Origin of the sequence: Paenibacillus mesophilus, assembly GCF_005938385.1 — a bacterium.
GTDB classification, from domain to species: domain Bacteria; phylum Bacillota; class Bacilli; order Paenibacillales; family NBRC-103111; genus Paenibacillus_AB; species Paenibacillus_AB mesophilus.
The window spans coordinates 21,462-34,644 of record NZ_VCRA01000037.1 but is presented as its reverse complement, the minus strand read 5'-3'; the positions used below and the strand labels follow the sequence as shown (position 1 = coordinate 34,644).

General features: G+C 52.0%; 14 protein-coding genes. All 14 read left to right on the top strand.

What is annotated here, in order from left to right:
• The first annotated feature begins 37 nt into the window (after positions 1-37).
• Complete coding sequence (rpoC, locus tag FE783_RS33465; RefSeq protein WP_138883747.1) at positions 38-3,658, top strand: DNA-directed RNA polymerase subunit beta'; 3,621 nt, start codon at positions 38-40, stop codon at positions 3,656-3,658.
• A gap of 97 nt (positions 3,659-3,755) precedes the next feature.
• Positions 3,756-4,007, top strand: a complete 252-nt coding sequence (locus tag FE783_RS33460; RefSeq protein ID WP_138883746.1) for a 50S ribosomal protein L7ae-like protein — start codon at positions 3,756-3,758, stop codon at positions 4,005-4,007.
• A 190-nt stretch (positions 4,008-4,197) separates the two neighbouring features.
• Complete coding sequence (rpsL, locus tag FE783_RS33455) at positions 4,198-4,617, top strand: 30S ribosomal protein S12 (protein WP_138883745.1); 420 nt, start codon at positions 4,198-4,200, stop codon at positions 4,615-4,617.
• Positions 4,618-4,676: 59 nt separating this feature from the next.
• Complete coding sequence (gene rpsG, locus FE783_RS33450) at positions 4,677-5,147, top strand: 30S ribosomal protein S7 (protein WP_138883744.1); 471 nt, start codon at positions 4,677-4,679, stop codon at positions 5,145-5,147.
• Between the two features lie 77 nt (positions 5,148-5,224).
• Positions 5,225-7,297 (top strand): elongation factor G, encoded by a 2,073-nt coding sequence (fusA, locus tag FE783_RS33445; RefSeq protein ID WP_138883743.1) that lies wholly within the window; start codon positions 5,225-5,227, stop codon positions 7,295-7,297.
• Positions 7,298-7,330: 33 nt separating this feature from the next.
• The gene (gene tuf, locus FE783_RS33440) at positions 7,331-8,521 is read left to right on the top strand and encodes an elongation factor Tu (RefSeq protein WP_138883742.1); all 1,191 of its coding nucleotides are present in this window, start codon (positions 7,331-7,333) and stop codon (positions 8,519-8,521) included.
• A gap of 464 nt (positions 8,522-8,985) precedes the next feature.
• Complete coding sequence (rpsJ, locus tag FE783_RS33435) at positions 8,986-9,294, top strand: 30S ribosomal protein S10 (protein ID WP_013921163.1); 309 nt, start codon at positions 8,986-8,988, stop codon at positions 9,292-9,294.
• Between the two features lie 107 nt (positions 9,295-9,401).
• Entirely contained in the window at positions 9,402-10,028 is a 627-nt protein-coding gene (gene rplC / locus FE783_RS33430; protein WP_138883741.1) for a 50S ribosomal protein L3, read from the top strand.
• A gap of 24 nt (positions 10,029-10,052) precedes the next feature.
• Entirely contained in the window at positions 10,053-10,676 is a 624-nt protein-coding gene (rplD, locus tag FE783_RS33425) for a 50S ribosomal protein L4 (RefSeq protein ID WP_138883740.1), read from the top strand.
• Positions 10,676-10,966 (top strand): 50S ribosomal protein L23, encoded by a 291-nt coding sequence (rplW, locus tag FE783_RS33420; protein ID WP_138883739.1) that lies wholly within the window; start codon positions 10,676-10,678, stop codon positions 10,964-10,966. Before rplD ends, rplW begins: the two co-directional genes overlap by 1 nt.
• 26 nt (positions 10,967-10,992) lie before the next feature.
• The gene (gene rplB / locus FE783_RS33415; protein ID WP_138883738.1) at positions 10,993-11,823 is read left to right on the top strand and encodes a 50S ribosomal protein L2; all 831 of its coding nucleotides are present in this window, start codon (positions 10,993-10,995) and stop codon (positions 11,821-11,823) included.
• A gap of 40 nt (positions 11,824-11,863) precedes the next feature.
• The gene (gene rpsS, locus FE783_RS33410; protein WP_138883737.1) at positions 11,864-12,136 is read left to right on the top strand and encodes a 30S ribosomal protein S19; all 273 of its coding nucleotides are present in this window, start codon (positions 11,864-11,866) and stop codon (positions 12,134-12,136) included.
• A 36-nt stretch (positions 12,137-12,172) separates the two neighbouring features.
• On the top strand, positions 12,173-12,505 hold the full coding sequence (rplV, locus tag FE783_RS33405) for a 50S ribosomal protein L22 (RefSeq protein WP_138883736.1): 333 nt from the start codon (positions 12,173-12,175) through the stop codon (positions 12,503-12,505).
• Positions 12,506-12,518: 13 nt separating this feature from the next.
• On the top strand, positions 12,519-13,181 hold the full coding sequence (gene rpsC, locus FE783_RS33400; RefSeq protein WP_138883735.1) for a 30S ribosomal protein S3: 663 nt from the start codon (positions 12,519-12,521) through the stop codon (positions 13,179-13,181).
• Positions 13,182-13,183: the final 2 nt, after the last annotated feature.

Here is a 13,183-nt window from a genome sequence, read left to right as displayed (position 1 = left end):
ATTCCGTAGGCAGCATACACTGGAGGAGGGTTGCTCCTTGTTGGACGTAAACAATTTCGAGTACATGAAGATAGGTCTCGCTTCGCCCGATAAAATCCGTTCCTGGTCCCGTGGGGAAGTCAAGAAGCCGGAAACGATCAACTACCGGACCTTGAAGCCGGAAAAAGAAGGCTTGTTCTGCGAGAAAATATTCGGACCGACGAAAGACTGGGAATGTCATTGCGGCAAATATAAGCGCGTCCGCTACAAAGGCGTCGTCTGCGACCGCTGCGGCGTCGAAGTGACCCGCGCGAAAGTGCGCCGCGAGCGCATGGGCCATATCGAACTGGCCGCTCCCGTATCTCACATTTGGTACTTTAAGGGGATACCGAGCCGTATGGGCTTGGCGCTCGACATGTCTCCGCGTTCCCTTGAAGAGATCATATATTTCGCATCGTATGTAGTAACCGATCCGGGCGATACGCCTCTGGAGAAAAAACAGCTGCTGTCCGAGAAAGAATACCGCAGCTACCGCGAGAAATACGGCTACGCCTTCCAAGCCGGAATGGGCGCCGAAGCGGTGAAGAAGCTGCTTCAGGATATCGACATCAACAAAGAAGTCGACTCGCTCAAGGAAGAGCTGCGGACGGCCCAAGGTCAGCGCCGTAACCGCGCGATCAAACGTCTTGAAGTCATGGAAGCATTCCGCAATTCCGGCAACGAACCCGACTGGATGGTGCTCGACGTGCTTCCGGTTATCCCGCCGGAGCTGCGGCCGATGGTACAGCTCGACGGCGGACGTTTCGCAACGTCGGACTTGAACGACTTGTACCGCCGCGTTATTAACCGGAATAACCGGTTGAAGCGTCTGCTCGATCTCGGGGCGCCGGATATTATCGTGCAGAACGAGAAACGGATGCTGCAGGAAGCCGTCGACGCTTTGATCGACAACGGCCGTCGTGGCCGTCCGGTTACGGGCCCGGGCAATCGTCCGCTCAAATCGCTTAGCCATATGCTTAAGGGTAAGCAAGGGCGTTTCCGTCAAAACCTGCTCGGTAAACGGGTCGACTATTCCGGCCGTTCCGTTATCGTAGTAGGACCAAGCTTGAAAATGTACCAGTGCGGGCTGCCGAAGGAAATGGCGCTCGAGCTGTTCAAACCTTTCGTGATGAAAGAGCTCGTCAACAAAGGGCTTGCCCATAATATCAAGAGCGCAAAGCGCAAGGTAGAGCGCGTCAGCCCGGAAGTATGGGACGTTCTCGAGGAAGTCATCAAAGAGCATCCGGTATTGCTGAACCGCGCCCCTACGCTTCACCGTCTCGGGATTCAAGCGTTCGAGCCGATTCTCGTGGAAGGGCGTGCGATCAAGCTGCATCCGCTCGTCTGTACGGCTTATAACGCCGACTTCGATGGCGACCAGATGGCCGTTCACGTTCCGTTGTCCGCGGAAGCGCAGGCGGAAGCCCGCATTCTGATGCTTGCTTCAGGCAACATTTTGAACCCGAAGGACGGTAAGCCTGTCGTTACGCCGTCTCAGGACATGGTACTCGGAAGCTTCTACTTGACTATGGATAATCCGCAGGCCCAAGGAACAGGTACGATTTTCCGCAATGTTCACGAAGCGGTTTCCGCCTACCAGCGCGGAGCGGCATCGTTGCATGCGCGTGTCGCCATTCCTGCGAAAGTATTGAACAAAGCCAGCTTTACGGCCCAGCAGCAAGAAGCGCTGCTCGTAACTACCGTAGGGAAAATCATATTCAACGAAATTTTCCCGAGCGATTTCCCGTACATTAACGAAGCGACCAAAAACAACTTGTTCAACGGGATTTCCGATGAATATTTCATATTCGAGAAGGGTGCCGACGTACGGGAGTTTATCCAGAACATTCCGTCCCGCGGCGCCGTAGGCAAAGACTACCTAGGCACGATTATCGGGGAATGCTTCCGTCAGTACCATACGATGGAAACATCGATCATTTTGGATAAAATCAAGCAAAACGGCTTTACTTATTCGACTCGCGCGGGTATTACCGTTGCCGTCTCCGACGTTATCGTACCGAAGGAGAAGGAAGTCATTCTCGCCGAGTCCGAAGAGAAGGTCAAGGTCGTCATGCAGCAATACCGTCGCGGTCTCATTACCGACGACGAACGGTACGACCGCGTAATCACGATCTGGAGCGAAACGAAGGACCGGATTACGGAAGTGCTCATGAAGTCGCTCGACAAGTTCAATTCGATCATGATGATGGTCGAATCGAAGGCGCGCGGTAACAAATCGCAGATTACCCAGCTTGGCGGTATGCGGGGTCTCATGGCTACGCCGTCCGGCCGGATTTACGAATTGCCGATCAAATCGAACTTCCGCGAAGGCTTGACCGTATTGGAGTACTTTATCTCCACGCACGGCGCGCGGAAAGGTTTGGCCGATACGGCGCTCCGTACGGCGGACTCCGGTTACTTGACCCGCCGTCTCGTCGACGTGGCGCAGGACGTCATCGTTCGCGACGAAGACTGCGGCACGGACAAAGGGTTCGTTGTAAGCAAAATCCAGGACGGCAAGGAAGTTATCGAGGATCTGTACGACCGTATCGAAGGGCGGTACTCGTTTGAAACGGTACGTCATCCGCAAACGGGCGAGATCATCGTAAACCGCAACGAGCTGATCGAGTCCGCGAAAGCCGATGCGATCATTGCGGCAGGCGTGCAAAAGCTGCAAATTCGTTCCGTACTCAGCTGCCGAACCCGTCATGGCGTGTGCAAGAAGTGCTACGGCCGCAACTTGGCTACCGGAACGCATGTCGAGATCGGCGAAGCGGTCGGCATCATTGCCGCTCAGTCCATCGGTGAGCCGGGTACCCAGCTTACGATGCGTACGTTCCATACCGGGGGCGTTGCGGGAGACGATATTACGCAAGGTTTGCCGCGGATTCAGGAGCTGTTCGAGGCGCGCAATCCGAAAGGCCAAGCGACAATATCCGAAATCGACGGCAAGGTGAAAGACATCCGCGAAGGCAAAGACCGCCGCGAAATCGAGATCGAAGGGGAAGCCGAGTCCAAGACGTATTCGGTCACCTACGGTTCCCGTATTCGCGTAGCGATCGGCCATCAGGTTGAAGCAGGCGACGAGCTGACCGAAGGCTCGATCGACCCGAAAGAAATGCTGCGCATCAAAGGGATCCGCGGCGTGCAGAACTATATTTTGCAAGAAGTTCAGCGCGTTTACCGGAACCAGGGCGTTGAGATCAACGACAAGCATATCGAGATCATGATCCGCCAAATGTTGCGCAAAATCCGGATCGTCGACAGCGGCAACACGATTTTGTTGCCGGGCTCGTTCGTCGATATGCACGAGTACGAGGAAGCGAACCGTCAGGTGTTGTTCTCCGGAGAAGAGCCTGCGGTCGCTAAGCCGGTTCTGCTCGGGATTACGAAAGCATCGCTTGAGACGGATTCGTTCTTGTCGGCGGCTTCTTTCCAAGAGACGACGCGCGTTCTGACCGACGCCGCTATCAAAGGCAAAGTAGACCAGCTGCTCGGCCTGAAAGAAAACGTCATTATCGGCAAGCTCATTCCGGCCGGTACGGGAATGTCCCGTTATCGCAGCATCCGGGTGAACGATCCGAATATGGAAGAATCCGATTCCGAACAAGAATTGGAAACGGTCGCCGCCGAGTCTTGAATCTTTCGTTCTTGACACCGCATTTTCGAAATGCTAAACTATCAAAGTGTGTGCCGAAGCCTAAGTTTTCACTCCTGCACTTTGGAGGATAAGCGCGATGTCTTATGAAAAAGTCAAACAGGCGGAGAACATTTCGATAGGCACGAAGCAAACGACAAAGATGGTGGAGCTCGGAAAAGCTACCGAAGTTTTTGTCGCGAAAGATGCAGATCCGAGAATAACAGCCAAGATCGTGAACCTGTGCAAGAAAATGGGGGTTCAAGTAACATATGTCGACTCGATGAAGCAGCTTGGCAAAGCGTGCGGAATCGAAGTCGGTGCGGCGATGGTCGCCGCAGTGAACGAATAATTAAGAAGCGCGGCGGACTGACAGGTAGTCCCCGCAGCTTACACCATGTTTTTGTCGCCTGCGAACTGCAGAAAATGCGGGAAGGCGGGCGGCAAAAACATTTCGTTTGCCTAAACGCGAACCACCTGGATCTGTGGACTTGAATCGGAACATGGCAGTCTAATAGCAACAAGGGGAAGGAGGTGGCGACATGCCAACTATTAACCAATTGGTTCGTAAAGGCCGCAAGGCGAAAATCACCAAGTCGAAATCGCCTGCTCTTCAAAGAGGGTTTAACGCCCTGAAACGGGAAGCGACCGACTTGAGCGCTCCGCAAAAACGCGGCGTCTGCACTCGCGTAGGCACGATGACGCCGAAGAAACCGAACTCCGCACTGCGGAAGTACGCTCGCGTACGCTTGACCAACCGCGTCGAGGTTACGGCTTACATTCCGGGTATCGGACACAACCTGCAAGAGCACAGCGTCGTATTGATCCGCGGTGGCCGGGTTAAAGACCTTCCGGGTGTCCGTTACCATATCGTTCGCGGCGCACTGGATACTTCCGGCGTAAACAACCGGAAACAAGCCCGTTCCAAATACGGAACGAAACGTCCTAAAGTGAAAAAATAAGAATCTACCGTCTAACAGCGGAATGAAATGGATGAAACTCGCAAGAAAGGGGGATAACTATGCCTCGTAAAGGTCCAGTACCGAAAAGAGACGTATTGCCGGATCCGATTTACAGCAGCAAGCTCGTTACCCGACTTATCAACCGGATCATGATCGACGGAAAGCGTGGAGTTGCACAAACGATTTTGTACAACGCGTTCAACTTGATCAAAGACCGTTCCGGTAAAGAGCCTATGGAAGTATTCGAAGCGGCGATCAAGAACATCATGCCTGTGCTTGAAGTTAAAGCTCGTCGTGTCGGCGGTTCCAACTACCAAGTTCCGGTGGAGGTTAAGCCGGAGCGCCGTACTGCACTAGGTCTTCGTTGGTTGGTCCATTATTCGCGCCTTCGCGGCGAGAAGACGATGGAAGAGCGCTTGGCGGCTGAAATTATGGACGCCAGCAACAACACCGGAGCTTCCGTGAAGAAACGGGAAGACACGCACAAAATGGCGGAAGCGAACAAAGCTTTTGCACACTATCGCTGGTAATCTGCTAGAAAGGCTTCTTTACAGGAGTCTTTCTACATAAACCCAAGTGAATTACATCTTGAAAGGAGAAAGATCGTATGGCAAGAGAGTTCTCCTTAGCTAAGACGCGCAACATCGGGATTATGGCGCATATCGATGCCGGCAAGACTACTACCACCGAGCGGATTCTGTTCTTCACAGGCCGCGTTCACAAAATCGGCGAAGTGCATGAAGGTGCAGCGACGATGGACTGGATGGAGCAGGAGCAAGAGCGCGGAATTACGATTACGTCCGCAGCTACGACCTGTCAGTGGAAAGAGCACCGGGTCAACATTATCGATACGCCAGGACACGTAGACTTCACGGTTGAAGTCGAACGTTCCCTGCGCGTTCTTGACGGCGCGGTCGGCGTGTTCAGTGCCAAAGAAGGCGTTGAACCCCAATCCGAGACCGTCTGGAGACAAGCGGATCGCTATGGTGTACCGCGGATCGCCTATGTCAATAAGATGGATATCATCGGCTCTGATTTCCTGGGCGTTATTGACCAAATGCGCGACCGTCTGAAAGCCAATGCGGTAGCTATTCAACTTCCGATCGGTGCCGAAGCGGACTTCAAAGGCATCATCGATTTGGTTGAGCAAGTCGCTTATATTTTCAAAGACGATCAAGGCAAATTCGAGAAAGAAGAAATCCCGGCTGAATTCCTTTCCAAGGTTGCCGAGCTTCGGACCGAGCTTGTCGAGAAAGTAGCGGAACTAGACGAAGAGCTGACGATGAAATATCTGGAAGGAGAAGAAATTTCCATCCCGGAAATCAAAGCGGCTCTGCGCAAAGGCGTATGCGGAGTGAAAATTTTCCCGGTCATTTGCGGTTCGTCTTACAAAAACAAAGGGGTTCAGCTTATGCTGGACGCCGTCGTAGACTACTTGCCGGCTCCAATCGACGTACCGGATATCCGCGGAACGCTTGAAGACGGAACCGAAGTAGTTCGCAAATCGAGCGACACAGAGCCTTTCTCGGCGCTTGCGTTCAAGATTGCGACGGACCCTTATGTAGGTAAGTTGACGTTCTTCCGTGTCTATTCGGGCGTTCTTCAATCCGGCTCGTACGTATTGAATGCTACGAAAGGCAAACGCGAACGGATCGGTCGTATTCTGCAGATGCATGCCAACAGCCGTCAAGAAATCAGCGAGGTATACTCGGGTGATATCGCGGCTGCGGTAGGTCTGAAAGATACGATCACAGGCGATACGTTGTGTGACGAGAAAAACCCGGTTATTCTGGAGTCGATGAACTTCCCAGAGCCGGTTATCTCCATCGCCGTAGAACCGAAAACAAAAGCCGACCAAGACAAGATGGGCGTTGCTCTCTCCAAATTGGCGGAAGAAGATCCGACTTTCCGTTACTACACGGATGAAGAAACGGGCCAGACGATTATCCAAGGTATGGGCGAGCTCCACCTTGAAATCATTGTCGACCGTATGCTTCGCGAGTTCAAAGTTGAAACAAACGTAGGTAAGCCGCAAGTTGCTTACCGCGAAAGATTCCGCAAGCCGGCAAAAGTCGAAGGAAAATTCGTGCGCCAATCCGGCGGACGCGGTCAATACGGTCACGTATGGATCGAGTTCGAACCGCTTGAGCCGGGTACGGGCTTTCAATTCGAGAACAAAATCGTCGGCGGCGTAGTACCGAGAGAATACGTTCCAGCTGTTCAAGCCGGTATCGAAGAATCAATGAAGAATGGCGTTCTTGCCGGATATCCGCTCGTGGATCTGAGGGCCCGTATTGTTGACGGTTCCTACCACGATGTTGACTCCAGCGAAATGGCGTTCAAAATTGCAGGTTCGATGGCTTTGAAAGCGGCCAAGGATAAGTGTGATCCGGCTATTCTCGAGCCGATTATGAAAGTTGAAGTTACCGTTCCGGACGAGTACATGGGCGACGTTATGGGCGACTTGAACTCCCGCCGCGGCCGTATCGAAGGTATGGATGCCCGCGCAGGCGCTCAAGTTATCCGTTCCAAAGTACCGCTCTCCGAAATGTTCGGTTACTCCACTACGCTTCGTTCGCGTACACAAGGACGCGGCGTATATTCGATGGAAATATCCCATTATGAAGAAGTGCCTAAGAGTATTGCAGAAGAAATTATTGCAAAGAACAAGGGCGCATAATCATAATCTCTTATTTAAGGAGGAATTGTAGTCATGGCAAAAGCGAAATTTGAACGTAATAAGCCGCACGTTAACATCGGTACGATCGGTCACGTTGACCATGGTAAAACGACGCTGACGGCTGCAATCACGACTGTTTTGGCGAAAAAATACGGCGGTAGCGCTGTAGCATTCGACCAAATCGACAAAGCTCCGGAAGAGCGCGAGCGCGGTATCACGATCTCGACGGCTCACGTTGAGTACGAAACTCCGAACCGCCACTATGCACACGTTGACTGCCCAGGACACGCCGACTATGTTAAAAACATGATCACCGGCGCAGCTCAAATGGACGGCGCGATCTTGGTTGTATCCGCAGCTGACGGCCCAATGCCGCAAACTCGCGAGCACATCCTGCTTTCCCGCCAAGTAGGCGTTCCTTACATCGTCGTATTCTTGAACAAATGCGACATGGTTGAAGACGAAGAGTTGCTTGAGCTCGTAGAAATGGAAGTTCGCGACCTGCTGAACGAGTATGAGTTCCCGGGCGACGACACTCCGATCATCCGCGGTTCCGCTCGTGAAGCTCTCCAAAATCCGGACGGCGAATGGGCTAACAAAATCGTTGAGCTGTTCGAGCAAGTCGACACTTACATCCCTACTCCTCAGCGCGATACCGACAAGCCTTTCTTGATGCCTGTCGAGGACGTGTTCACGATCACTGGTCGTGGTACCGTTGCTACGGGCCGCGTAGAGCGTGGTACGATTAAAGTCGGTGAGGAAATCGAGATCCTCGGTCTTGCCGAAGAATCCCGTAAATCCGTTGTTACCGGCGTAGAAATGTTCCGCAAGCTGCTCGATTCCGCTCAAGCGGGCGACAACATCGGCGCACTGCTTCGCGGCGTTGAGCGTAAAGATATCGAGCGCGGACAAGTTTTGGCTAAACCGGGTTCGGTTAAAGCCCACACGAACTTCACGGCTCAAATCTACGTCCTGACCAAAGAAGAAGGTGGCCGTCATAAGCCTTTCTTCACAGGTTACCGTCCTCAGTTCTACTTCCGGACGACTGACGTTACGGGTATCATCAACCTGCCGGAAGGCACGGAAATGGTTATGCCTGGCGACAACATCACCGTTACGGTTGAACTGATCGCTCCGATCGCTATCGAGCAAGGCACGAAATTCGCTATCCGCGAAGGCGGCCGTACGGTAGGCGCAGGCGCAGTTGCTACGATCATTAAGTAAGCTTCTATATAATAGAAGAAACAGTCCCCGGCGGTAACGTCGGGGACTTTCTTTTTTCTTTCCCCAAGGGATGGAATGCAAGAAATATAACCGAGAATCGAAAGGGATGAAACTCGGAGGGATGAGATAAGTAGAGCGGAAAGGCGCTTTGCGATGGGCCTCATTTGAACTCGCATCGTAACCATAATACAATCAAGGGATGCGAGTTCAACGGGAGGCTGGAGCTTACTTATTCTCCTCGACCATTCATACTTCAAGAAGCCGGTTTTTATAATATGAAAACTTTCTTGAAAATTTCTTGCTTTCCGTCCCGATTTTTTATATAATAGTGAGCGTTGGTCTGTGACGTTGCGATGATGCGAGAGGTTGCTGACACACCCGGCCCCTTTGCCATGGCGGGATGTCAGGAGATTTTCGCGGAGTATGTCCGATAATCAAATTGGGCGATAGAAGGAGGGAACAATATGGCAAAGCAAAAGATTCGTATCCGCTTGAAGGCGTACGATCACAGAGTACTCGATCAATCCGCAGAGAAAATCGTCGACACGGCGAAACGTTCCGGTGCAGGAGTGTCCGGTCCGATTCCGTTGCCGACGGAGAAGCAAATCATTACGATTTTGCGCGCGGTGCACAAGTACAAGGATTCCAGAGAGCAGTTCGAAATGCGTACGCATAAGCGTCTGATCGACATCGTGAATCCGACTCCGCAAACGGTCGATGCTTTGATGCGCTTGGATCTGCCGTCTGGTGTAGATATCGAAATCAAACTGTAACATCTGTTTGAAGCAAAGCAAAGGTGCTTAAACCGCGGCTGCCGCGGAAACATTTGTTGCATGTACGGAATGAAAACAGCAAACGTATGACGAAAAGAGGTGTCAACATGAAAGGTATCTTAGGAAAAAAACTGGGTATGACTCAGGTGTTTGCCGCTGACGGTACAGTCGTTCCTGTAACGGTTATCCAAGCAGGTCCTTGCGTCGTTCTGCAAAAGAAAGACCAAGACAACGACGGATACGAAGCGATCCAAATCGGCTTCGACGACAAGAAGGAAAAGAACGCAACGAAACCTGCGATTGGCCATGCTAAGAAAGCCAATGCCGCACCTAAGCGCTACATCAAGGAGATTCGCGGAGCGAACCTTGGCGAGTATGAAGTTGGCCAGGAGCTTAAAGCAGATCTCTTCGCCGAAGGCGAATATGTTGACGTGACGGGTACGTCCAAAGGTAAAGGAACAGCCGGTGCGATCAAACGTTGGGGCTACTCCCGCGGACCGATGTCTCACGGCTCGAAATATCATCGCGGTGCCGGTTCTCAAGCTATTGCGCGTACGAGTAACAAAGTACCGAAAGGCAAGAAAAACGCCGGTCGCCTTGGTCATGAAACGATTACGATTCAAAAATTGCAAGTTGTTAAAGTCGATGCAGAGCGCAACGTGATCTTGGTGAAAGGCTCCATTCCGGGACCGAATAACAGCTACGTCAGCGTAAAATCGACCGTAAAGCAATAAGGTAGCGAGAAAGGAGGAACACACATGCCAAAAGTAGCACTGTATAACGTGAGCGGAGCGCAAGTGGGCGAAGTCGAACTCGCAGATGCCGTCTTCGGTATCGAGCCGAACGTACACGTCGTTCATTCCGCAGTCGTATTGCAACAAGCTTCCCAGCGTCTTGGAACGCACAAAACGAAGGGTCGTTCGGAAGTTCGCGGCGGCGGTCGCAAACCTTGGAAGCAAAAAGGAACCGGACGCGCTCGTCAAGGAAGCATCCGTTCTCCACAATGGAAAGGCGGCGGCGTCGTATTCGGACCGACTCCTCGCAGCTACGGCTTCAAACTGCCGAAGAAAGTGCGTCGTCTTGCAATCAGATCCGCTCTTTCGTCGAAAGTGATTGACAGTGATATCATCGTATTGGATCAATTGTCTTTGGCAGCACCGAAAACAAAAGAATTTGCGGCCATCTTGGGCAATCTGAAAGTGGAACGCAAAGCTTTGGTTGTTACCGGAAGCTACGATGACAATGTGGCATTGTCCACGCGCAACATTCCGGGAGTGAAGTTTGTTTCCGCCGAAGGAATTAACGTGCTTGACGTGCTCGCACACGACAAATTGATCATCACGAAGGATGCAGTTCAGAAAGTAGAGGAGGTGCTTGCGTAATGAAGAACCCACGCGATATTATCAAGCGCCCGATTATTTCTGAGAAATCCAGCGACTTGATGGGCAACAACACGTACGTCTTCGAAGTTGACAAACGTGCGAACAAGACGGAAATCAAGTTGGCGGTTCAAGAAATTTTCAAGACCAAAGTCGAAAAAGTAAACACGATGATCGTTCCGGCTAAACCGAAACGGTACGGCCGCTATTCCGGATATACGTCCGAGTGGAAAAAAGCGATCGTTACTTTGGATAAAGACAGCAAGCCGTTGGAATTTTTTGAGACGGTCTAATTTTATGTGGCAAGGAGGGAAACAGCGTGCCTATCAAATCGTTTAAGCCGACTTCGCCGTCCAAACGGCAAATGACGGTTTCTACATTCGAAGAGATTACGGCGTCCAAACCGGAGAAGTCTTTGCTTGCTCCTCTTATGGTCAAGGCCGGCCGTAACAACCAAGGTAAGATTACGGTTCGTCACCAAGGCGGCGGACATAAACGCAAATACCGTATTATCGATTTCAAACGTACCAAAGACGGAATACCAGGCCGCGTTGCTACGATCGAATACGATCCGAACCGTACGGCCAACATCGCGCTGATCAACTATGCGGACGGAGAGAAACGTTACATTATCGCTCCTAAAGGCTTGAAAGTCGGCGACACGATTTATTCCGGTCCTGAGTCGGACATCAAAATCGGAAACGCGCTTCCGCTCGAGAACATCCCGGTCGGTTCCGTTATCCACAACATCGAACTGAAACCAGGCAAAGGCGGTCAGTTGGCTCGCGCTGCCGGCACTTCGGCTCAATTGCTCGGTAAAGAAGCTGAATATGTTTCGATCCGTTTGTCCTCGGGCGAAGTGCGCCGCATTTTGAAAGCATGCCGCGCTACGATCGGTACTGTCGGCAACGAAGACCACGAGCTGCTCAATATCGGTAAAGCAGGACGCAACCGCTGGTTGGGCAAACGCCCTACAGTCCGCGGGGTCGTCATGAACCCGGTCGATCACCCTCACGGTGGTGGCGAAGGCCGCGCTCCGATCGGACGCAAATCGCCAATGTCTCCTTGGGGCAAGCCTACGCTCGGATACAAAACGCGCAAGAAGAAAAAAGCATCCAACAAATACATCATCCGTCGCCGCACGAAGTAAGAACGGAAGGCTTCGGTTGGATGAAAGGAGGATTTCGTAAATGGGCCGCAGTTTGAAAAAAGGACCTTTTGTGGATGACCACTTGATGAAAAAAGTCGAGGGTATCGGTCAGAAAAAAACCGTTATCAAGACTTGGTCTCGCCGGTCTACCATTTTCCCGCAATTCGTCGGACATACGTTCGCCGTATACGATGGCAGAAAGCATGTGCCGGTCTATGTAACGGAAGACATGGTTGGACACAAGTTGGGCGAATTCGCGCCGACTCGTACGTATAAAGGGCACGACGACGACAAGAAAACCGGCAAACGGTAATAAAGATACAGCTTATGTTTGAGAGGAGGTACTTCCATGCAAGCAAAGGCACATGCGAATCACATTCGCATCGCTCCTCGTAAGGTGCGACTTGTAGTCGACTTGATCCGGGGCAAGCAAGTAGGCGATGCAATTGCTATTTTGAGCAACACGCCGCGTTCGGCTTCTCCGGTCGTGGAAAAATTGCTGAAATCGGCTATTGCCAACGCCGAGCATAACTTCTCGCTCGACCCGAACAAACTGGTCGTTCAAGAAGCATACGTCAATCAAGGTCCGACGTTGAAACGGATTCGTCCGCGTTCGCAAGGTCGGGCGTTCAAGATTTTGAAACGGACCAGCCACATTACGCTCGTGGTATCTGAAAAATAAGGAGGGATAAAGTGTGGGTCAAAAGGTAAGCCCAGTAGGCCTCAGAATTGGTGTCATCCGAGATTGGGAATCCAAGTGGTATGCCGATAAAGAGTTCGGAACGCTGCTTATGGAAGACGTCAAAATTCGTGAATATCTGAAAAACAAGCTGAAAGATTCGGCTGTTTCCCATATCGATATCGAACGTGCGGCTAACCGCGTCAACGTCACGATTCATACGGCCAAGCCCGGTATGGTTATCGGTAAAGGCGGAGCGGAAGTCGAAGTGATCCGCAATCACATCTCCAAAATGTCGGGCAAAAAAGTCCACATCAACATTGCGGAAATCAAAAATCCGGAGCTCGACGCGATCTTGGTTGCCGAAAGCATCGCCCAACAGCTGGAACGCCGCATTTCGTTCCGCCGCGCGATGAAACAAGCGATTCAACGTACGATGAGAGCAGGAGCGAAAGGAATCAAAACCGGAGTAAGCGGTCGTCTCGGCGGTGCGGAAATTGCGCGGAGCGAAGGCTACAGCGAAGGTACGGTTCCTCTGCACACGCTGCGTGCGGATATTGACTACGGTACGGCGGAAGCACATACGACATACGGACGGATCGGCGTTAAAGTCTGGATCTATCGCGGCGAAGTTCTTCCGACAGCGAAGAAAAAGGACGTTCAGGAAGGAGGAAACTAATC

Coding starts and splice junctions, on each gene's coding strand:
- rpsS (WP_138883737.1), top strand. CDS start 11,864: ATGGGCCGCAGTTTGAAAAAAGGACCTTTTGTGGATGACCACTTGATG.
- rplW (WP_138883739.1), top strand. CDS start 10,676: ATGAAGAACCCACGCGATATTATCAAGCGCCCGATTATTTCTGAGAAA.
- FE783_RS33460 (WP_138883746.1), top strand. CDS start 3,756: ATGTCTTATGAAAAAGTCAAACAGGCGGAGAACATTTCGATAGGCACG.
- rplV (WP_138883736.1), top strand. CDS start 12,173: ATGCAAGCAAAGGCACATGCGAATCACATTCGCATCGCTCCTCGTAAG.
- rplD (WP_138883740.1), top strand. CDS start 10,053: ATGCCAAAAGTAGCACTGTATAACGTGAGCGGAGCGCAAGTGGGCGAA.
- rpsL (WP_138883745.1), top strand. CDS start 4,198: ATGCCAACTATTAACCAATTGGTTCGTAAAGGCCGCAAGGCGAAAATC.
- tuf (WP_138883742.1), top strand. CDS start 7,331: ATGGCAAAAGCGAAATTTGAACGTAATAAGCCGCACGTTAACATCGGT.
- rpsG (WP_138883744.1), top strand. CDS start 4,677: ATGCCTCGTAAAGGTCCAGTACCGAAAAGAGACGTATTGCCGGATCCG.
- rplC (WP_138883741.1), top strand. CDS start 9,402: ATGAAAGGTATCTTAGGAAAAAAACTGGGTATGACTCAGGTGTTTGCC.
- rpsJ (WP_013921163.1), top strand. CDS start 8,986: ATGGCAAAGCAAAAGATTCGTATCCGCTTGAAGGCGTACGATCACAGA.
- fusA (WP_138883743.1), top strand. CDS start 5,225: ATGGCAAGAGAGTTCTCCTTAGCTAAGACGCGCAACATCGGGATTATG.